Below are 19,724 nucleotides of genomic sequence, written 5' to 3'. Positions count from 1 at the left end.
CGGCGGTCGCAACCGCAGGCGAATAGGTCGGGCGATAGTTTATCGGCTCGCCGGGAACACTATCCCGCTGGTGCGTGCGGATTCATCCCGAGCGGGTCGCGCGGTGCCGATAATTCGGTTTGCCGCCAGTTTTCCGGACAGCAAGGTGGTCGGCACACCGACACCCGGAGTGGTGCCACAACCGGCGATAACCACGTTGTCGCTGCCGCCGGAAAAATTGCGTGGACGAAATGGACCGGTTTGCCGGAACAGATGGGCCGCGGAGAAGGGTGTGCCAGCGAGCATGCCTTGTTCGTGCCAGGTGCCGGGTGTGTCGAGATGGTCGACCGTGAAGTGTTCGGCGATGCCGTGATATCCACGCTGCGCCAATACATTCAGCAGTTCGCGCAGGTAGGAGGGGCCGATCCGGTCCCAGTCCAGCGGTGCGGCGTCGAGGTTGGGGCAGGGTGCCAGCAGCGAGAACGGCTCGTGCCTGCCGTCGGCGCGGTCGATGTAGAGCGCCGGATCGGTCAGCGCGGGCCGGGTGAGCAGCAATGACGGGTCGCTCATCAGGCGGCCGCGGCCGGGGCGGGCGGCGATCTCGTCGAAGGTCCGAGCCCAGGCGTCGCCGAAATCGATGGTGTGGTGGGCCTGGATCGGCCAGGTCTCGGCGATGGCGGCGGGGATGGTGCCGTGTGCGACGACCGCCGATGGTGCGGCGCGCAGCCGACGGCGGCGGCGCACGCCGAAGCGCTCGAGCGCACCGAGATCGGCGGTGAGGACAACGGCGTCGCAGTCGAAGGTGCGCCCGTCCGCGGTACGGACCTGTCTGGCTCGACCGCCCACGTATTCGATTCCGGTGACCTCGGTATTCAGCTCGAGTGTGCCGCCCGCCGCGGTGAAGGCGTCGGCGAGTGCGGCGGTGATCGCGCGCATGCCGCCCTCGGGGAAGAAGACGCCGAGTGAGGTGTCCATATGCGGGATCGCGCCGTATACGGCCAGTGCTTTCGCCGGGGCCATGCCCGCGTAGAGCGCCTGGAAGGTGAACAGTCGGGCCAGCCGGGGATCGCGCAGGAAGCGGAAGACGCGCGGGCCGAGTCTGCCGAATCCGCCGAGCCGCACAAGTGTGGCCAGTGCGCGTCGCTTGGCCGGGTAGCGGACCATATCCAGCGGCGAATCGAAGTTCGTATCCATGAACTCGGTGAATTCGGCCTGGTAGATCTCGGCGAGCCAGTTGCGCAGCCGTCGGTAGCGCAGCGCTTCCTCATCGCCGCAGACGCGGGCCACCTCGATGGCCATGGCCTCGGGATCGGCGTAGACGCGAATGCTGGAGTCGTCGGCGAAGCGGGCGTGATAGCTGGGGGCGAGTTGGTGGATGCGCAGCGGCGGCGTGCAGGTTTCGGGGGTCGCGCCGACCGCGGCGAGGGCGTCGGTGATCAGTTCAGGCAAGGTGAGTACCGTTGCACCGGAATCGATTTCGTAGTCGGGGCCGCGATACCGGCCGACTCGGCCGCCCGGATGATCGGCGCGTTCCAGCAGGGTGACCGCGCGCCCGGCCCCGGTCAGATAAAGAGCGGCCGCGAGGCCGGATAGGCCCGCGCCCACCACCACGACGCGATCGGTCGGTCCCACAACGGTTTTCATATACATCTCTCGCGGCTAGTGCGTGCGACTCGTGGCGGCCAGTGCCATGGCGCGCAACCGCTCCTTGGCCTCGGGTGTCGCGGTACTCGAGGCCAGCGCGGCCAGCCCCTGTTCGGTGAGTTCGGTGATGCGGCGCTCGACCTCGTCGACAGCGCCGAGTTCGGTGATCACCGCGCGCAACCGCTCGACCTGCTCCGCGGTCAGGTCGGTGCCGATGCTGGTGCGCAGCAGGTCGGCCGCGGCCGGATCGGTGGCATCGGCGCGCTGCAGCGCCTCGGCGACGAGCACGGTGCGCTTGCCCTCGCGCAGGTCGTCACCGGAGGGCTTGCCGGTGACCGCGGGATCGCCGAAGACGCCGAGCAGATCGTCGCGCAGCTGGAAGGCGATGCCGATATCGGTGCCGAAGGTCCGGTAGGCCTCGATCAGCTGGGGATCGGCGTCGGCCAGTGCCGCGCCCAGGTGCAGCGGGCGCTCCACGGTGTAGGCCGCGGTCTTGTAGCGGTTGATGCGCAACGCCGCCGCGACGGATTCGTCACCCGCCGATTCGCCGTGGATATCGAGCAGCTGCCCGCCGAGTACCTCGGTGCGCATCAGCGCCCAGACCGGCGCGAATCGGCCGAGCGCCGCGGCGTCGAGTCCGGCGCTGTGCACCATGTCATCGGCCCATGCCAGCGCCAGATCGCCGACCAGGATCGCGACCGAGGTGCCGAAGTGTGCGGCATCACCGGCCCAGCCGTGGTCGCGGTGGCGCTGCTCGAAGTCGACGTGCACGGTGGGGAAGCGGCGGCGGGTGCGCGAGGAGTCGATGATGTCGTCGTGGACCAGCGCGCAGGCCTGCACCAATTCCAGTGCGGCACAGGCGTTCAGGACAGCGGCGGCGTGCGGACCGGTGGGATCGCCGCCCGCGCCGAGCCAGCCGGTCCAGGCGAAGGCCGGTCGGGTGCGCTTACCGCCGCGCAGCACGAACAGTTCCAGCGCGTCCGCGGCCTGGACAAAAGCCGGACCGAGCGGTTCGACGATGGGGCGTCGGGTCAGGAAGAAGGCCTCGAGCGCGTCCTCGACCGCCGCGACGAATCCGGGGGTGCCCGGCGTGTGGTTCGCGGGCGGGGTGGCCTGAGGCGTCTGGATACCGGGTCCGGCGGACAGGGGAGCCTCCAAGGTCGTGCGGGTGCTGGCGCGCGGTGGATCGTGGGCGCTATAGGTACTTCGGTGCCGAGCGGTGACGGTCGCGCGTGTCGTCCGGCGATTAGCGAACATGTCGCCTGGTCGCAGAATACGCGTACGGATGCGACGACCCGACGGGCCGGTGTCCGGTCACCACTACACTGAACCGGTGACTTTCGATAACGTGCGGGGAAGTTCGACCCCTGGCAGGCCGTCCCCGACGCCACCGATCGTCTCTGGAACCTCCTCGGTTGTTCAGAGTTTGCGGACCCATTCCGGGGGCTCGGTGCCCTTCTCGGTGGAGTTCAATCCGCCGCGTGACGCCGCGGGTGAGGCGCGGTTGTGGCGCGCCGCGCGCACCTTCGAGCGCATGCATCCTGCCTTCGTCTCGATGACCTACGGCGCGGGCGGCACCACTCGCGACCGCACCGTGCGGATCACCGGCGCGCTGGCCGAGGAGACGACGCTGCTGCCGGTCGCGCATCTGACCGCCGTCGAGCACAGCGTCGCCGAGCTGCGCTCTCTGGTCGGCGCGTACGCCGATTCGGGCATCCGCAATATCCTGGTGCTGCGCGGCGACCCGCCCGGCGATCCGCTCGGCGAATGGCGCAAACATCCCGAGGGTGTGGCCTATGCCGAGGAATTGGTGCGCATCGTGCGCGATCTCGGCGACTTCCATGTCGGTGTCGCATCGTTCCCGCAGGGCCACCACCGCTCCCCGGATCTGGAGCACGACACCGCGTACCTGGCCGCGAAACTGCGTGCGGGCGCGGAGTATTCGATCACCCAGATGTTCTTCGATGTCGAGCACTATCTGCGGCTGCGCGATCGCATCGCGGCCTTCGACCCGATCGAGGGCGCCAAGCCGATCATTCCGGAGCTGATGCCCATCACGTCGTTGCGCACGGTGGCACGCGCCGAGGAACTGTGCGGGCGTCCGCTGCCGCCCGCTGTCATGGAGCGCTTGCGCAGGGCCGCCGGTGACGGGCCGGAGGAGAACAATGCCGCGGTCCGCGAGGTCGGCATCGAAATCGCCACCGAAATGGGCCAGCGGCTCATCGATGAGGGCGCACCCTGCCTGCACTTCATCACGCTGAACTTCGCCAAGGCCACCGGTGAGGTGCTCACCAACCTCGGCTACGGCGTAACCGCCGCACCCGGTCTGCTGCCGGTCGTCGGAGCCGTACGGGCTGACAGCTGAAGTTACCGACGGTAGTCGAATGGCGGCTCCGGCAGCAGTCAGGACCGACCGTTCGACTATCCGCGGTGTTGGTTCAGGCGGCGCGGGCCGTTCGTAGACCCCATGCATCGGCGAGCAGGCGGTGGGATTCGAGGCGGTCCTCGTGGCGGTGGGTGACGCTGGTAACGAGGAGTTCGTTCGCACCGGTGACTCGCTGCAGGGCTTGCAGCCGTTCGACGACGGTGCGTGGGCTGCCGACGAACTGGGTGGCGAGGCGGTCGTCGACCAGTCGGCGCTGCTCCGGAGTCAGCGGGGTGGCGGTATCCGGATCGAGGTAGTCGGCCGCGCCCGCCCCGCTGCGGATGCTGTGCACCCAGTGACCGTAGGTGGCGGCCAAATGTTGGGCACGCGCGTCGTCGGGGGCGACGACCACGTCCGCGGAGATCACCACATACGGCTCGGCGAGCTCGGCCGAGGGCCGGAAGGCCGTTCGATAGGCCGCGACCGCATCCAGGGCGGTGCCGGGGGAGACGTGATAGGCCGCCGCGAAGGGCAGGCCGAGTTCGCCTGCCAATTCGGCACTTTCACTGGCCGAGCTGCCGAACAACCAAAGCTCGACCTGTGCGCCCTCGCCCGGAACCGCATGTAGCGCAATGCCTTCGGCGCTCTTGTAGGTGCCGTTGAGCAGTGCGCGCACCTCATCGACCTGGTCCGGGAATGCCGGTGCCTGCGCGCCCTGCTGTTGCAGTGCGCTGAGCGAGGCGATGAACCTGGACCGGTCGGTGATCCGTCCCGGATCGAACGGCGGCGGAACCACCACGCCGTCGCGCACCTCGGTACGTCCGGTCACGGTATCGACGACCGGGCGACCGCCCTTGGGATGCGCTGGCTGTGCGCCGAACTGGGTGCGCCGATGGCCCGATCGGCCCAGGCCCAGGTCGAGTCGTCCGGGGTAGAGCGCGTCGATGGTGCCGAACGCTTCCACGATGGATGCCGAGGTGTGGTGGCCGACCTGAACCGCCGCCGAGCCGACGCGAATCCGGGTGGTTGCCGCGGCGACCAGGCCGATCAGTGTGATGGAGGAGGAACTCGCCACCGAAACGAAATGATGTTCGGCCAGCCAGTATCGCCGGTAGCCCCACTGCTCGGCGTGCTGGGCCAGATCGATGGTGTTGCGCAGGGCCTGCTGTGCGCTGGATCCGGCGCTGATCGGGGCCAGATCGAGGATGGAGAGCGGGATCGTCATGCGGACCGTCCTGGGCGCGGATCCTGTTCGCCCGCTTCGATGGCCACCCGCAGCCGGTTTTCCGCGGGTGCCAGCGGGCAGGTGGCGAAATCGGTGAAGGCGCAGGGCAGATTGGCCGCCCGGTTGAAGTCGAGACGCACCGTGCCATCGGCGTCGGGTGCCTCGACGGCCAGCGACCTGGCCGCCGGGTAGGTGGTGACGCCGCTGGTGGCGTCGGTGAACAGCACCCGCAGATCGGTCGGCTCGCCGAACGCGATGACCCGCTCGGTGACCTCGCCGATGCTGAATTCGATGGTGCCCGAGGCGGTGTGGTGGTGTTCGAGTCCGTCGACGACGGCGCCGGTGGTGATCGTGCGTGGTTGGTCGAACGGTTCGAAGCGACCCTCGACCACCCAGCGCGGGTCCGGGGTATAGGTCGGGATGCCCTCGAAGCTCAGCAGTGTCGGGGCGGCCGGATCGTGCACACGCACGGCGTAACGACCGCTGCGCCGAATCACCTCGAGTACCCGATGTTCGTGCAGCACCTCGAGGCCCGGCGCGCCTTCGGCCGGTGTCACGATCTGGACCCCGGCTATGTCGGTGCCCTCGAACCGCAAACGGTCGGCGGGCTGGGCGGTGATGAAAACCTTGTCGTCGGTGACCCACCAGGTGCCGGGAAGGTCGGGGATGCGTTCGGGTTGGTCGGTGAGCCAATGCAATCCGGTCAGGCTCAGGAAGCCGAGCGGATCGCGCAGCTGGTCTTCTCTGCTGTGCTGCCAATGCGCCCACTCGGTTTCGAAAAGGCTGGTGATGCTGGTCGTCATGGCGCTCTTACTCCTTCGAGTGTGGGAATGGTGCAGGCCGAGCCGGGTCATCAGGCCGCCCCCGGTGCGGTGAGGTGCGCTGTGGGAATGGCCGACAGCAGTTCGCGGGTGTACTCGTGCTGCGGGTTGTCGAAAATGTCGGCGGTGGAGCCGGATTCGACAATGCGACCGTCGCGCATGACCGCGACGCGGTCGCTGATACGGCGGACCACGGCGAGGTCGTGCGAGATGAACAGGTAGCTCAGTCCGAGTTCGGTTTGCAGGCGGTCCAGCAGTTCCAGGATCTGAGCCTGGACGGAGGCGTCCAGTGCCGAGACCGGTTCGTCGAGTACCAGTAGGTCGGGGTGCAGGGCCAGCGCGCGGGCGATGGCGACGCGTTGGCGTTGTCCGCCGGACAGTTCCGCGGGACGGCGCTGTGCGAAGTTCTCCGGCAGCGCGACCTGGCCGAGCAGTTCACGCACCCGCTCCTGCCTGGCCTTGCGATCGCCGACGGCATAGGCCCGCAGCGGCTCCTCGATGATCGAACCCACGCGCCAGCGCGGATCCAGTGAGCCGTAGGGATTCTGATAGACCACCTGGAAGCGCTGGCGCAGGTCGCGCAGCCGTCCACCCTTCACCGCGGTCAGGTCTTGCCCGTCGAAGGTAATCGCGCCGCTGTCGGGTTCGGTGAGTCGTAAGGCGATGCGCGCGGTGGTCGACTTGCCGGAGCCGGATTCGCCGACCAGCGAGAGGGTTTCGCCGCGACCGAGTTCGAATCCGACGCCGGCCACCGCGGTGACCGAACCACCGGCCGGTGCGCGGAAGCGCTTGTGCACATCCCGCACGGTGAGCAGCGGCGGACCGGCGCTCACCCGCGGCGTGCGGAACCCGTCGAACGGGGCCAGACTCGGTGAGGCGGCGAGCAGTCGCTTGGTGTGCGGATGACGCGGTTGCGCGAGCACCGTCGCGGTCGGCCCGGTTTCGACGATCTCCCCGCCGCTCAGCACCACGATCCGATCGGCTCGCTCGGCGGCGATCGCCAGGTCGTGGGTGATCAGCAGCACCGCTGTGCCGCGCGCCGCGGTTTGCGCGGCGAGTTTGTCCAGTACCCGTCGCGCCACCGTGGCGTCGAGGGCGCTGGTCGGCTCGTCGGCGATCACCAGCTCCGGTCCGGCGATGAGCGCCGCCGCGATCAGCACGCGCTGCCGCTGGCCGCCGGACAGTTCGTGCGGATATTGCGCCGCCCGCAACTCCGGCAGATCCAGTCCGGCATCGGCGAGCAATTCGATCGCCCGCGCGGCCGCATCGCGGCGATCGGCGAGTCCGTGTACGAGCAGCGCCTCGGCGACCTGATCACCCAAGCGCCGCACCGGATTCAGCGAAAGTCCAGGATCCTGCGGCACGAATCCGATCCGTGCACCGCGAATCCGTCGCAGCGCCCGCTCGGATCCGGTATCGATGGTCTGCCCATCGAAGGCGACGGACCCGCCGGTGATCTCGGCATTGGGGCCGAGCAATCCGATCACCGATTGCGCGAGAGTCGATTTACCGGAACCGGATTCACCGACCAGCGCGACGACCTCGCCGCGTGCCACGGACAGGGATACGCCGTTGAGCGCGGCGACATCCCCGCTGTCGGAGGCGTAGCGCACGTGCAGGCCGTCGATGCGCAACAGTGCCGCTGGCGACCCATGCGGTCCATGTGTGACGTCGCGGATATGCGGCGTGCCGTCCGTCGGATCGGCGGACGTGCTGCGCTCACTCATGCGCTGTGACTCCTTCCTACGGCGCGGCCGAGGCGTTGGGCCGAGAGGACGACGACGATGATCACCAGGCCGGGCAGGGTGGTCATCCACCATGCCGTTGCGAGGAAATTGCGGCCCTCCGATATCAGTGAGCCCCATTCGGGGGTGGGAGGTTTCGCGCCGTAGCCGAGGAAGCTCAGCGCCGAGACCGACAGCACCGCCATCCCGAATTCGACCGCGGCCAAGGCCAGTACCGGCTGATACGAGTTCGGCAGCACATGTCTGGCCAGCACCGTGTACCAGCGGACACCGGCGGCATGCGCCGCCTCCACATACGGCGCCTGCCGCACCCGGAGCACCTCCGAGCGCATGACCCGTGCGAAGTTGGCGATCAGCGAAACGCCCACCGCGACGGCCACATTGCGGGTACCGAAACCCAATGCGGTGACCAGTGCGAGTGATAGCAGCAGCGACGGAATCGACAGCAGCACGTCGACGAACCGCATGATGACGGTGTCGACGAAGCCGCCGATCGATCCGGACAGCAGCCCGAGTACGGACCCGGCGACCAGGGCAATGGCGACCGCGGACAGCGTTGCGGTGAGCGATAGTCCCGCGCCGTGCACCATGCGGGTGTACAGATCGCGCCCGAGGTTGTCGGTGCCGAACCAGTGTCGGGCACTCGGGCTCTGGAACTTCTGCGCGGGCACACCCGTCAGCGGATCGCCACCGGCGAACACCGAAGGGAACAGCGCCCAGCCGAGCGCCAGCACCGCGACGGCACCGGACAGGATCACTACGGCATTGCCGCGCACCGACTTCCACCGCCATGCCGGTCGACGCAGCCCGGGTAGTGCGATCCGCCGCGACTCATCGGCGACATCAACCATGATCGATCACCTGCTGTCCGCCGGGCCACGGTGCGAGGCCGTAGCCGCCGACTCCGGCCGTCAGTGCCAGTGCGGTGTTATCGCGCACCGCGCCGGGGAGTAGCTCACGCACGGACGCCCACCTCCTCCGCGGTCTCGGTCTCGGAACCGGTCGACGCACGGCGGGAGCGACCGGCGATGCGTGGATCGAGCAGTGGATACAGCAGGTCCACCGCCAGATTCACGGTGACGAAGACGGTCGAGGTGAGCAGCACGATGCCCTGCACGACCGGAATGTCTTGGGCCAGTACCGAGGTCTGGGTGAGCCGACCCACGCCCTGACGGGCGAAAACGGTTTCCACCACCACGGATCCGGCGAGCATATTGCCGACAAGCACACCGGCAATGGTGAAAGTCGGCACGCTCGCCGGGCGCAGCACATGATTGCGCAGCACCCATCCGCGCGAGCCGCCTTTGGCCAGTGCCACATCCACAAACGGTTGACGCCAGGTCGAAGCGAGGCCAGCGGCGAGCACCTGGGCCAGCACCGCACCGATCGGTATGGCGAGGGTGAGCGCTGGCAGTACTGTGCCCTCGAGACCGTGTCCGCCGAAGGCTGGGGCGAGCCGCCAGTGGAACGAGAACAGTTGCAGCAGTAGCAGTCCGGTCCAGAATGTGGGCACCGATACCCCGAGCGAGGGCAGCGAGCTGAGTGCGTCACGCAACCACGGGCGGCGGACGTAGGTCGCCGCGAAGGCCACACTCACCCCACCGAGCACCGCGAAAAGCAATGCCAGACCGGCCAATCCCAGGGTATTGGGCAGTGCGTCGCCGAGTGCGGTCGTGACCGGCTGGCCGGTGGCGATGGAGTGGCCGAGGTCCCCGGTCAGTGCGTGGGTCAGCGCGGTCCAATACTGTTCCCAGAGTGGACGATCGAGTCCGTAGCGCGCCTGTAGTTCGGCGATCGCGGCCTTGTCGATCGGGGTACCCGCGCCCGCACCGTCGGCCGCGATGGAGACCGGGTCGGCGGGCAGCAGGTAGAGCACCACGAACGAGATGGTGAACGCCGCCCACAGCACCCATATCGCCTGCAGAATCCGCACAATCACATACCTGGCCATGACTACCGCCCGCTCAACCAGGTGTCGAAGAACTGCAGCCGGGCCGACGCCTCGAACTTCAGATCCTGCACGCTGCGCGCCGCACCGATGGCCTGTGACAGCTCGACCGTCGGAATCCACAGCCCCGCATCGAGGACGGCCTGTTGCGCGGTGCGGATCAATGCGATGCGTGCGGCGGTATCCGAGGCGCTCAGCTGACCGTCGAGCACATCATCCAATGCCGGGATGCGTTCGCGGGCGTTGAGATTGCGCCCGTCCACGCTGAAGGAGGTGCGCAGAATGTCACCGTCTGCACGGGTGGTGTTGTAGTAGGTGGTGTCGAAATCCTTGACGTTCTGTCGAGCCGTGCTCTCCGGACCCGACACCAGATCCAGCTTCAGCTCCACACCCACCTGGCGCAGCTGCTGCTGCACCAGCTCCAGGATGGCCTGATTGCCCGCGAACACCTGACTGAACAGCACCGAGAAGGACAGGCGCTCACCATTTTTCGCGCGGATACCGTCACCGCCGGGCGTCCAGCCCGCCTGGTCCAGGATGTTGCGCGCCTTGGCGGGGTCATAGCTCAGCCGGGCCGAAAGATCCTGATAGCCCGGCGTACTGCTGGCCAATGTGCTGGTGGCGGGTTTGAACTGCGGGCCGAGGACGGTGTCCACCAGCTGTTTCCGGTCGATCGCGGGCAGCAGCGCCTGGCGCACCGCGGTATCGCGCAGCGGCCCCCGGGTGACATTGGTCTGGAAGCCGAACGGCACACCGGGATTCGCGGTGCTCAATACCCGCCCGCTCGCGGCCTCGATCTGTGGTGCGTCCTGCGGCAGCGCATCGCTGACCGCGTCGAGCTGGCCGGAGATGAGACTGCCGGTGCGGACACCGGATTCGGGCACCACCGTGAACTCGATCCTGTCCAGGTACGCCGCTCCCTGATGGGCGAAGACCGCCGAACCCCAGCCGTATCCGGCCCGCTTGGCCAGGGTCGCCGAGGCGTCCTGGCGCCAGGACACATAGGTGAACGGACCGCTGCCGACATTGTCGCCAAGGCAGCGCTGATCGGCGGGTTTCGCCGTGGTGGCATCGCCCTGAATGCCGAGCTGCGCGGTCGAGGACGCCTGCAGGAACTGGGCATTGGGCTTGCTGAATTCCACCCGTGCGGTCAGCTTGTCGACCGCGGTGGTGCCGACGTAGTTGGTGAGGTAACTGGAGCCGAGCGGTGCCTTGGCCCCGCCCAGTTTGATCACCGAATCGAAGGTGTTGCGCACCGACTCCGCGGTCAGCGGGGTGCCATCGCTGAAGGTGACGCCGTCGGCGAGATGGAAGGTGAACACCTTCGCGTCGGGGGAGATCTCCCAGCTTTTGGCCAGCCATGGCTTGATCTCACCGGTCTTCGGATCCTGATCGGTCAGCGAATCCACGATCTGACGGGTCACATACAGCGTCTGATTGGTGCCGGACTGCGCCGGATCCGAGCAGGTCGGCGCCTGCGAAAGGCCATAGCGCAGTGCGCCGCCCGGCTGTGGCGGGCCCGCGTCGGCGCCGCCGGTGGCCGAATCATTGCCGCAGGCGGCCAGACTCGCGGCCGCGGTGACGGCGGCGGCCACGGCCGCGATTCGGAGACGGGGACGCATCACTGTGGTACTCCAGATGTTTCGGTGCGGACGAGTTCGCCGCGGGAATCGATGTCGTAGTCGAGGGGACGTGCGGCGGCGCGACCGTTCGGGGCGGTGGCCAGTGGTCGGCTCGGAATGCGTCGGCGCAGTTCGGGTGCGACCTCGGCCTGGAAGCGTTCCAGGCTGGTGCGATGTTGCGATTCGCTGCGGCCGTCGCGTTCGGCGGACAGGTGGATCACCTCGTGCCCCAGGGCCTCGTGCTGGCGACCCACCTTGTCGATCACCTGCTCCGGGCTGCCGACCAGCGCCGAACTGCGCGCGACGAAATCGTCGAGCGTCTGGAAGACGATCGGCAGCCCGAGCTTGCGCGCCAGCGCCAGTCGAGCCTCGAAGATCGGGCGATACACCTCGACGGCCTCCTGTGACGTGCGTGCCACATGAAATCCCGCGGTGCCCGCGCCGACCAGGGCCTGGGCCGGATCGTGCCCGTAATACTCCCAGCGCTCCCGATAGTGGCGCACCAGTTCGGCATACGGTTCGATCGGATTGGTGACATTCGCCGAGAACAGCGGGTCACCATGGCGCGCGGCGAGTTCCACCGAATCCCGGCTGGTCGCGCTGCCATGCCAGATCCGGATGCGCGGCTGCCAGGGGCGCGGCAGCGCCTTGGCCTCGACCAATTCCGGCCGGAATCGGCCCGACCAGGTCACGGTGTCGCTGTCCCACAGCGCCCGGAACAATTCGTAGCCTTCGCGATTGCGATCCCACTGGTCCTCGGTGGTGACGTGATACAGCTTCGCCTGCGCCGCACCGTTGCCCTTGCCGATGATCAGTTCGAGGCGGCCGCCGGAGAGATTGTCCAGGGTCGAATAGTCCTCGAAAGCACGCACCGGATCCAACAGACTCAGTGTGGTTACGGCCGTGAACAGACTGATCCGCGAGGTGACCGCGGCGATATGGGACAGGATCACCGGCGGTGCGGCTGAGAGGAACGGATCCTCGTGCCGCTCACCGACGGCGAACCCGTCGTAGCCGAGTTCCTCTGCGATGCGGGCCTGGCCGATGACATCGAGCAGTCGCTCCCTGGTCTTGGGCAGCCGACCGGTATGCGGATCAGGAACCCGGGTGACGAGGGTGAACAGCAGGAACTTCATGCGATCACGACTTCTTCGGTAGGCCGGGCGGATTGATCCGCGAACTCGGCACGGTCTCGGTCCGCAACCCCCAGCGATCGATGACCTGCTGGTAGGTGCCGGTCTGGATGGCGTTGTTGATGGCCTTGTTGATCGGGCCGATCAGGCCGTTGTCCTTCTTGGTGAGCACACCGATCTCGCCCTGCAATGTGTCACCGGCGCCGGAGAAGGTCGCGACGATCTTGGTCTGATTCGCGGTGCTGCTGTGGTAGATCGCGGACGGGTTCGGGCCGATGTAGCCGTCCAGGCGCTGCGAGGCCAGCGCCAGGTAGTAGTCGGTGACCTGCTGGAAGTAGGCGATATCGATCGGGGGCAGGCCCTCGGCGATATTCTGCTCGTTCCACTTGACCAGTAGCTGCTCCTGATTGGTGCCGCTGCCGACGCCGATCCGCTTGCCCACCAGGCTCTTGCGATCCTTGTACTCCAGCGTGCTCTGCTTGGGGATTTCCAGCGCGACGGTGTCATTGCGGTAGGTGGCGAAGTCGTACTTCTCCTTGCGCTCCTCGGTCACGGTGACGTTGGAGATGAAGACATCGGCCTCACCGGAGTCGACCCGCACGAAGTTCTGCGACCAATCGGCCACCTGCGAAACGAGTTTCAGGCCGAGGATATCGGCGATGAGCGAGGCGAAATCGACCTCGGACCCGACAATGGTCTTATCGTCGGTGGCGTAGAACCGCAAAGGCGGTGCGGCACCGCCGGATCCGGTGACAACCAGCGTGCCGCGATCCCGAATGGCCTGCGGCAGTTCGGCGGCAATGGCATCGACCTTGGACGCGTGGATCCGGCCGGACTGGCCGGGGGAGAGGTCGAGGTGATCGAACCGGCGGGCTGTGCGGAGTCTTCCGCGTCCGGATCGGTGCCGCAGCCGGTGGCCAGCAAGGCGACCGTGGCGGCCAAGCCGACCAGGGCAGAGAGCTTCATCGAATACCTGTTCATCGGGGAGCGCGCACCGCGCTCAGCGGACTCGGGACAGAAATGCGCGGGTGCGCGGATGTTGCGGGTTGTCAAGGACGGCGGCGGGCGGACCTTGTTCGACGATCACGCCGCCGTCGAGGAATACGACGGTGTCGGCGACCTCACGGGCGAAGCCGATTTCGTGGGTGACGATCACCAGAGCGGTTCCACCGTCGGCGAGATCGCGGATCACATCGAGGACCTCGCCGACCAGTTCCGGATCCAGTGCGGAGGTGGGTTCGTCGAAAAGGATCACCGGCGGTCGCAGTGCCAATGCCCGCGCGATGGCCACGCGCTGCTGCTGACCGCCGGACAGCCGCCGTGGATAGGCGTCGCTCAGTTCGCCGATGCCGACCCGCGCGAGCAATTCCCGTGCCTCGGCCTCGATTTCCGCACGCGGGCGGCGCTGCGCCGAAATCGGTGCGAGCGTGACATTGTCGAGCACCGTCAGATGCGGGAAAAGATTGAACTGCTGGAAGACGAAGCCGATATGCGAGCGCTGCTTGCGCACTTCGCGGTCCGACAGTGCGTGCAGCTTATTGCGGCGCAGGCGATATCCGATCAACTCACCGTCGATGTGCACGGTGCCCGCATCAAGCGACTCCAGGTGGTTGACCACCCGAAGCAGCGTCGACTTGCCGGAGCCGGATGGTCCGATCACGGTGACCACTTCACCGGCGCGCACGGTCAGATCGATACCAGCCAGTACCTCGGTGCCGCCGCCGTAGGACTTTCGTACGCCGCGCACTTCGACCGCGGGAGCCGCCGGTGCGCTCATCGGGTGGCCCCGCGCGGTGCGGCGGAACCGATTTCGGCGATTTCGCGTAGCCTGTGCCACACCTTCTGCACCGGTGTCGGTGGCGGCGTGCGGTGCGCGCCCTTGGCGTAGTGGCGTTCGATATAGAACTGCACCACCGACAGAATCGTGGTCAGCACGATGTACCAGACGGTGGCAACCATGAGCAGTGGCACCACCCGGCCGTTGCGGCCGTAGATCACCTGGACCTGGTAGAACAGTTCCGCGATCGCCATGACCGACACGATCGATGTGCCCTTGAACAGGCTGATCACCTCATTGGTCGCATTCGGCAGAATCGATCGCATGGCCTGCGGGACGATGACCGTGCGGAATTGGCGCACGCGTGGAATGCCCAGCGCCGCGGCCGCTTCCAGCTGCCCCGGATCGACCGAAATGTATCCGGCTCGGATGATCTCGGCCGCATACGCCGCCTGATGCAGTGCGAGTCCGATGACCGCCGCGGTGAACCCGCTGATTACCCCGTTCACCTCGAAGGTGAGAAAGGGAGGGCCGAACGGGATTCCGAGCGAAAGCGTGTGGTACAGGTAGGCGATGTTGAACCAGAACAGCAGCTGCACGATCAGCGGAATCGAGCGGAACGCCCAGATATAGACCCACGAGATCACCCGCAGCACCGGATTATTCGACAGCCGGGCGATCGCCAGCGCCGTGCCGATCAGGAATCCCAGTGCCGTACCCCACAGGGTCAGCTCCAAGGTGACCTTCAGCGCCGACAGCACCGATTTCGCGGTGAAGTACTTGGCGAATGTCGACCAATCCCAGCCGGGGTTGGTGGCCAGTCCGTGGATGAATTGTGCGAGCAGCACCAGCGCGATGACGCTGACCACCCAGCGCCACGGGTGCCAGGACCTGGCGATCGCCGGTGCGTCGGTAGTGGCGGGCGCACCGGATGCGGTGGCATCGGGTGTGTTGGCACCCGGTATCGGTACATCCGATACCGGAGTGCCGGATGCGACGGACGCGCTCATGTTTTCGGTTCCTCCATCGTTCCCGGCGGAAGCACCCGCACCCGGTGACCGGGGGGTTGCTGCGACGTCGATGAGCCAGGTCTCTCGGTCGCTCTGGATGGTGTGTCCGACGCCGAGCACGGGTCGGTCAATGGGTCTAGCCGAAATATCATGCGAAGCAGGCGAAGTCCGGCACAAGGGTAGGAATCAGCGTGAGCGCAGACCTTGTTCGGATGACCATGAGCAGGCATTATTGGCCCGGTCGCGCAGTGGATCGTGGCATTTCGGACGCGGTTCCTCGTGCGCTTTTCGTCCGGATCGCCAACCTGTGCGGCGCTCCGGCGGTGCGCGGCACGAACGTGTCGCTCGCCGAAATAGCCGCTGTTGCGAAGGTTTGCCGGAGTACTCTCGGACCTCGATTCGTGCCCGACGATGAGGAGGTTTGCCGTGACCCTGCTGCGCCGTCTGACCACGCTGACCGCCATCGCGACCGGTTCGGTCGCGTTGACTCTCGCCAGCCCCGGCATCGCCACCGCCGGTCCGGCGCCGATGCCGGAACCAGCCATTCCGGCCGCGACCGCACCGCCCGCCCAGGGCGTGCCCGGTGATCTGTTCGCCGCTTACCGAACCGTTGTCGAGGCGCTGCGCACCTTCGGCATCGATCCGTTCCTGTATCCGGCGGTCGCACCGTTCTGCTCCGCCACCGGCAGCCTCGGTCTGGTGCCCGCGGTTGCGGGCGCGGTGCCTGGTCCGTGGCCGAAAACCACGGTGGCCATTCCGGGACTCGACCCGACCGCCGTCAAGGCGGGGCAAGTCATGTTCACCTTCGTCCCCTACGGCCTCGGCCAGGATGGCAGCAATGCCTCGGGCATGAATGTCGCCTGGGTCAACCTGGCCAATGGCCGCAGCGGCGTCACCGCCATGGGATCGATCCCCGATGTGGTCCGCACGATGGTGCCCGCCGAAATCCCGACCGAGCTGAGGCCATTAGCCGAACGCGCCATCCAAGACGTCTTCGCCGCTTTCCCGGTCGGCGGGGTACGCGCGGTTCCGGTCGACACCGGATCCGGCACGGTACTCGCCGCGGTCTTCGGCACCGTAGACAACGGCGGCAAGTCCTGCTTCTTCCTCCCGACCGTAGGACTCACCGCGGTGCGCTGACTACGTCCGACCCGGCCGAAGCTCCAGAGGAACTAGGAGGTGCGGCCGGGCCGGAAGCGAGACCGTTCCGCGAAGCCGACACCGTGCCGCCCGATCAAGATCAGGTGGCACTGAGGGCGGGGCTTCTCGGGCGATGCCGCCACCAGTGCCACCTGATCTTGATCAGCGGGTGGGCGTGAGGGGGCGGGCCTTCCAGGTCAAGGTGTTGTGGTGGTGGGCGCGGCGGGAGTGGGTCCAGAGGCGGAGGTAGGCGTCGATGGAGAGCGGATGTGCCAGGGCCACAAGGATGTCCGTGCGGGTCGTGGTGCCGCGTTCCAGTGAGCGCGCGAGGAGGCGGCTGGCGACCGCGGCGCCGTAGCCGATGAGACCGGCGGTGCGTACCGAGCCTCGACCGCCGATCGCAGCCAGTGGGGGCACCCAGTAGGCCAGTGCCGCAAGAGCTCCCACCGCCGCACCACCGATTGTCGTGCCGCCGTAAGCGGACCACAGCCAGCGGGTATAGCCGTCCTCCAGTTCGGCTGCGCCACGGTACATTCGGGTGCTCGCCGCTCGGCCTGCCGCGACCAGCGCGGTCCGGCGACCCGAACGACGCAGTGCGCGAGCGATATCCAGGTCCTCGGTCGGGCTGGCGGCAACCGCGGTGTGACCGCCGATGGCACGGTAGGCGGTGGCGTCGAAGACCAGGAACTGGCCGCACGCGACGGCCGTCGAGGGGCGCAGGCTGCGATTGGCGGCCGCGATCGGCAGGCTCGCCGCCCACGACCAGCACAGCAGCGGCTGCACCAGCGCTTCGGCCAGCGATTCGGTCACCTGATACGGCCACGGTGACAACAATGCCGCTCGGCTTCGGCGCAATTCGGCGGTCGCGGCGGCGATCGCATTCGATGCCAATCGCACGTCGGCGTCGAGAAAGATCAGCACCGTGGCATCCGCCAACTCGGCCAGTCGCGCGCAGGCCGCGGCCTTCCCGGTCCATCCGGGTGCGGGTTCGGCCTCGGAACGGAACACTGTGAAGCGCGAGTCACCCGCAATCGCTTCGAGTGCGGCCGCTTCGGTCCCGTCCGACGACGCATCGTCGAGAATCAGCACCCGCAGTCGCGGCACACCCACTTGCCCGCGGAGGTCATCGATCAGCTCCGGCAGTCGCGCTGCCTCGTCGCGGGCCGGGATACACACCGTCACCGGCTCGATCGCCGTAGTCGGTCCGGTCGACAGCCTGCGCACCGTCGCGCGGTTGAATAGCGCGGTCCCGCAACCGAACAGCGCGATACCCGCACCCGTCCACGCGGCGACCGCCGCGCCCGTGCGCAGGGCTCGCGTCAGCGGCGGGTCAGTGAACGCCACAGATTGCTCAGTGAGAAGTCGCTTTCGGGTGCGCCGGGCGGCGCCGGGTTGCGGTCCATATAGGCGATGGCGGCGATGATCGCGGCGACGGCCAGCGTGATACCGCCGACGATGCCCGCCCAACCCGCGAAGGAGCGGGTATTCGGGTCGGCATAGCTGACCTCGGCGCGCACCGTGGAGACATCGCCGGGCGGCAGTTTCCAGGAGACGGTGGAGTCGTCCTCGCGATTGCCGTTGGTCTTGGCGACGCGGGCCGGGAACGCCACCGTGAACTGCACATCCGAACCATGCGGCGGAACGGATTTCAGATCGACCCGGCCATTGAGGCTGACCAGGTCGCCGGTGCGCTGGAACGACAGGTTGAACATGCCCTGGGTCTGATCGGAGAGCGCGCCGAGCTGGCCGACCTCGCCGAAGGACAGATCCTCGAAGAACACCTTGCTGCCGACGTAGCCATCCTGGCTGTACGTCTCGACCCGCACCTTCGCGGCCAGCGAATCGGGCGCCTTCAGCTGCGGGCCCTTGTCATTGGCGTCCGCGGGCACCACCGCCGCCACGATCCGACCGGAGACCCGGTCATTGGACGACACACCCATCGACACCTGCACCCGCAGGCAGCCCGCGAGCATGGGCACCAGCATCGCGGCCAGCAGCACTGCCGCGGCCACCCGCGCTGCGGGCCGGGGCGAGCGCGGCGGTAGAACCGGTGTGTCGGGCATCGCGGTGAGAGGACTCGGCTGCACGGCACACATCGTGCCAGGCCCCCGCCCCGAATTGCCACGCGACGGGCGCAACGCACGCCGTGGAAGTATCGGACAGGCCGTATCAGCCCCGCCGGGCCGCGACCGACCGCACCAGCAGCGGCACGCCGAGCGCCCCCAGCCCGACCCACCCGTACCAGGCCGAATACGGCAGATCGAGGAACACGGCGTGCGCGAGCGTCGACCCGAGCCAGGTCCACATGAACACCGCCACGGGAACCACCGCGTCCGGCGATATCGGCTCTCGGGATCGCTGCTCCGGAGTGAACGAGCCAGACAACTCCCCTGCGGGTGTTCCCGCCGCCGGTCCCGCGTCGGCGATCAGAGCCTCCGATGTCGACAGCTGTGCCGTTTGCCCGGTCGCCGTTGGGGCAAACGTGTTCGCACCTCCGGTTCCGGCAGCGCGATCCAGGCCGATGAGCAGCAACGCCATCATCAGCGCCACCGCGAACCAGCCCAGATAGTTGGTGTACGGAATTTCCTCGAGTCCGCGCAGCCCTCGGCCCGCGGCACACCAAGTCCACTGTCTGTCCGCCACCATCTGTGGATCGAGGAACAGATCCCAGCCCACGGCCCCCACCGCGGTCAAGACAACTCGCCCGGCCCGACGTCGGGTCAACAGCCCGGCGACCACCCACACCGGATACAGCCCACCGGTCCAGGCCAGCGCGACCACCAGCGGCACTCCCGCCACCGCGGGCCCCAACCTGCCGTCGGCATACTCATAACAGCCGAACGGGAATCCCGTTGCGGTACCGATGATTTCGGCAAGCAGTCCGAGCCCGGAGACAATCACCACGAACCCCGAGGCATACCTGACACCGCGCGTCGCTCCCGCGTGCACCAGCGCCGTCCCCGCCGACAACAGCACGACCACCACGGTCACCCGATCGCGAGCGACACCCGAGGCGAGCGGATAACCGATCTGCGCGAGCACGAGCAGAACCGCCGGAACCGCGGGCACCAGCAACCGCGGCGTCCATCGAAAGCCCCCCGCCGACTGCGGGTGCCGACCCGCACCGCTTGCCAGATTTCTGTGAGCACCGCGAAGAGCGGAATCCGCCGCGGGTGAGGACCCGCCCCACCTGGACGCTTCCGGATTCGCTGGACCGCGGACATTTGCGTCCGTTGGGTCCGAGGGTGGCGCCTGCCCGGTGGTCTCATTCGCCCGACCGTGGGCATTTGCGTCCGAGGGTGCCCACCCGGTGGT

General features: G+C 67.6%; 16 protein-coding genes, 1 pseudogene and 1 riboswitch. Of the genes and pseudogenes, 2 read left to right on the top strand and 15 right to left on the bottom strand.

The genetic code is table 11. The features are described 5' to 3' along the window. Positions 1-39: 39 nt before the first annotated feature. Together crtI and NA5_RS21350 are read right to left on the bottom strand one after the other, a co-directional pair. Positions 40-1,623, bottom strand: a complete 1,584-nt coding sequence (gene crtI, locus NA5_RS21355) for a phytoene desaturase family protein (RefSeq protein ID WP_084484324.1) — start codon at positions 1,621-1,623, stop codon at positions 40-42. Positions 1,624-1,638: 15 nt separating this feature from the next. Further along, positions 1,639-2,781, bottom strand: a complete 1,143-nt coding sequence (locus tag NA5_RS21350) for a polyprenyl synthetase family protein (RefSeq protein ID WP_062988827.1) — start codon at positions 2,779-2,781, stop codon at positions 1,639-1,641. Positions 2,782-2,956: 175 nt separating this feature from the next. On the opposite strand from NA5_RS21350, the gene NA5_RS21345 reads away from it, so the two are divergent. After that, entirely contained in the window at positions 2,957-3,988 is a 1,032-nt protein-coding gene (locus NA5_RS21345; protein WP_084484323.1) for a methylenetetrahydrofolate reductase, read from the top strand. A gap of 73 nt (positions 3,989-4,061) precedes the next feature. Here the strand turns inward: NA5_RS21345 and NA5_RS21340 are convergent, their stop codons facing one another. The 10 genes and pseudogenes from NA5_RS21340 to NA5_RS21295 all read right to left on the bottom strand — a co-directional run bounded on the left by NA5_RS21340 (position 4,062) and on the right by NA5_RS21295 (position 15,269). Continuing rightward, positions 4,062-5,213 carry an LLM class flavin-dependent oxidoreductase gene (locus NA5_RS21340; protein ID WP_062988720.1) on the bottom strand — a complete coding sequence of 384 codons (1,152 nt, stop codon included), beginning with the start codon at positions 5,211-5,213 and terminating at the stop codon, positions 4,062-4,064. Further along, positions 5,210-6,016, bottom strand: a complete 807-nt coding sequence (locus NA5_RS21335) for a DUF1684 domain-containing protein (protein WP_062988718.1) — start codon at positions 6,014-6,016, stop codon at positions 5,210-5,212. Before NA5_RS21335 ends, NA5_RS21340 begins: the two co-directional genes overlap by 4 nt. A 50-nt stretch (positions 6,017-6,066) precedes the next feature. Then, entirely contained in the window at positions 6,067-7,761 is a 1,695-nt protein-coding gene (locus tag NA5_RS21330; protein WP_084484314.1) for a dipeptide ABC transporter ATP-binding protein, read from the bottom strand. After that, positions 7,758-8,630, bottom strand: coding sequence for an ABC transporter permease (locus NA5_RS21325; protein ID WP_084484313.1), 873 nt, complete (start codon positions 8,628-8,630; stop codon positions 7,758-7,760). The genes NA5_RS21330 and NA5_RS21325 overlap by 4 nt, the downstream gene beginning before the upstream one ends. 104 nt (positions 8,631-8,734) lie before the next feature. After that, positions 8,735-9,730 carry an ABC transporter permease gene (locus NA5_RS21320; RefSeq protein ID WP_062988716.1) on the bottom strand — a complete coding sequence of 332 codons (996 nt, stop codon included), beginning with the start codon at positions 9,728-9,730 and terminating at the stop codon, positions 8,735-8,737. Between the two features lie 2 nt (positions 9,731-9,732). Next, positions 9,733-11,349: an ABC transporter substrate-binding protein gene (locus NA5_RS21315; RefSeq protein ID WP_062988713.1), complete on the bottom strand. Its 1,617-nt coding sequence runs from the start codon at positions 11,347-11,349 to the stop codon at positions 9,733-9,735. Next, positions 11,349-12,485: an LLM class flavin-dependent oxidoreductase gene (locus NA5_RS21310; protein ID WP_062988711.1), complete on the bottom strand. Its 1,137-nt coding sequence runs from the start codon at positions 12,483-12,485 to the stop codon at positions 11,349-11,351. The genes NA5_RS21315 and NA5_RS21310 overlap by 1 nt, the downstream gene beginning before the upstream one ends. 4 nt (positions 12,486-12,489) lie before the next feature. Then, a pseudogene (locus NA5_RS21305) lies at positions 12,490-13,463 on the bottom strand (ABC transporter substrate-binding protein). A 19-nt stretch (positions 13,464-13,482) separates the two neighbouring features. After that, entirely contained in the window at positions 13,483-14,259 is a 777-nt protein-coding gene (locus tag NA5_RS21300) for an amino acid ABC transporter ATP-binding protein (protein WP_062988709.1), read from the bottom strand. Next, the gene (locus tag NA5_RS21295) at positions 14,256-15,269 is read right to left on the bottom strand and encodes an amino acid ABC transporter permease (RefSeq protein ID WP_084484311.1); all 1,014 of its coding nucleotides are present in this window, start codon (positions 15,267-15,269) and stop codon (positions 14,256-14,258) included. Before NA5_RS21295 ends, NA5_RS21300 begins: the two co-directional genes overlap by 4 nt. Positions 15,270-15,279: 10 nt before the next feature. Beyond that, positions 15,280-15,373, bottom strand: a riboswitch (SAM riboswitch). 322 nt (positions 15,374-15,695) lie between these two features. On the opposite strand from NA5_RS21295, the gene NA5_RS21290 reads away from it, so the two are divergent. Then, positions 15,696-16,409 (top strand): hypothetical protein, encoded by a 714-nt coding sequence (locus NA5_RS21290; RefSeq protein WP_245672324.1) that lies wholly within the window; start codon positions 15,696-15,698, stop codon positions 16,407-16,409. Positions 16,410-16,571: 162 nt separating this feature from the next. Here the strand turns inward: NA5_RS21290 and NA5_RS21285 are convergent, their stop codons facing one another. From NA5_RS21285 to NA5_RS39445, 3 genes are all read right to left on the bottom strand, one after another. Continuing rightward, positions 16,572-17,753: a glycosyltransferase family 2 protein gene (locus NA5_RS21285; protein ID WP_084484310.1), complete on the bottom strand. Its 1,182-nt coding sequence runs from the start codon at positions 17,751-17,753 to the stop codon at positions 16,572-16,574. Further along, complete coding sequence (locus NA5_RS21280) at positions 17,729-18,505, bottom strand: LppM family (lipo)protein (protein WP_371856446.1); 777 nt, start codon at positions 18,503-18,505, stop codon at positions 17,729-17,731. The genes NA5_RS21285 and NA5_RS21280 overlap by 25 nt, the downstream gene beginning before the upstream one ends. 73 nt (positions 18,506-18,578) lie before the next feature. Continuing rightward, on the bottom strand, positions 18,579-19,478 hold the full coding sequence (locus NA5_RS39445; protein WP_245672323.1) for a carotenoid biosynthesis protein: 900 nt from the start codon (positions 19,476-19,478) through the stop codon (positions 18,579-18,581). Between the last annotated feature and the right edge of the window lie 246 nt (positions 19,479-19,724).

Origin of the sequence: Nocardia anaemiae NBRC 100462 (genome assembly GCF_001612725.1) — a bacterium.
Classification (GTDB): Bacteria; Actinomycetota; Actinomycetes; order Mycobacteriales; family Mycobacteriaceae; genus Nocardia; species Nocardia anaemiae.
This window is presented reverse-complemented; position numbering and strand designations above follow the sequence as displayed.

Coding starts and splice junctions, on each gene's coding strand:
- crtI (WP_084484324.1), bottom strand. CDS start 1,623: ATGAAAACCGTTGTGGGACCGACCGATCGCGTCGTGGTGGTGGGCGCG.
- NA5_RS21340 (WP_062988720.1), bottom strand. CDS start 5,213: ATGACGATCCCGCTCTCCATCCTCGATCTGGCCCCGATCAGCGCCGGA.
- NA5_RS21335 (WP_062988718.1), bottom strand. CDS start 6,016: ATGACGACCAGCATCACCAGCCTTTTCGAAACCGAGTGGGCGCATTGG.
- NA5_RS21330 (WP_084484314.1), bottom strand. CDS start 7,761: ATGAGTGAGCGCAGCACGTCCGCCGATCCGACGGACGGCACGCCGCAT.
- NA5_RS21325 (WP_084484313.1), bottom strand. CDS start 8,630: ATGGTTGATGTCGCCGATGAGTCGCGGCGGATCGCACTACCCGGGCTG.
- NA5_RS21320 (WP_062988716.1), bottom strand. CDS start 9,730: ATGGCCAGGTATGTGATTGTGCGGATTCTGCAGGCGATATGGGTGCTG.
- NA5_RS21315 (WP_062988713.1), bottom strand. CDS start 11,349: ATGCGTCCCCGTCTCCGAATCGCGGCCGTGGCCGCCGCCGTCACCGCG.
- NA5_RS21310 (WP_062988711.1), bottom strand. CDS start 12,485: ATGAAGTTCCTGCTGTTCACCCTCGTCACCCGGGTTCCTGATCCGCAT.
- NA5_RS21300 (WP_062988709.1), bottom strand. CDS start 14,259: ATGAGCGCACCGGCGGCTCCCGCGGTCGAAGTGCGCGGCGTACGAAAG.
- NA5_RS21295 (WP_084484311.1), bottom strand. CDS start 15,269: ATGAGCGCGTCCGTCGCATCCGGCACTCCGGTATCGGATGTACCGATA.
- NA5_RS21280 (WP_371856446.1), bottom strand. CDS start 18,505: ATGTGTGCCGTGCAGCCGAGTCCTCTCACCGCGATGCCCGACACACCG.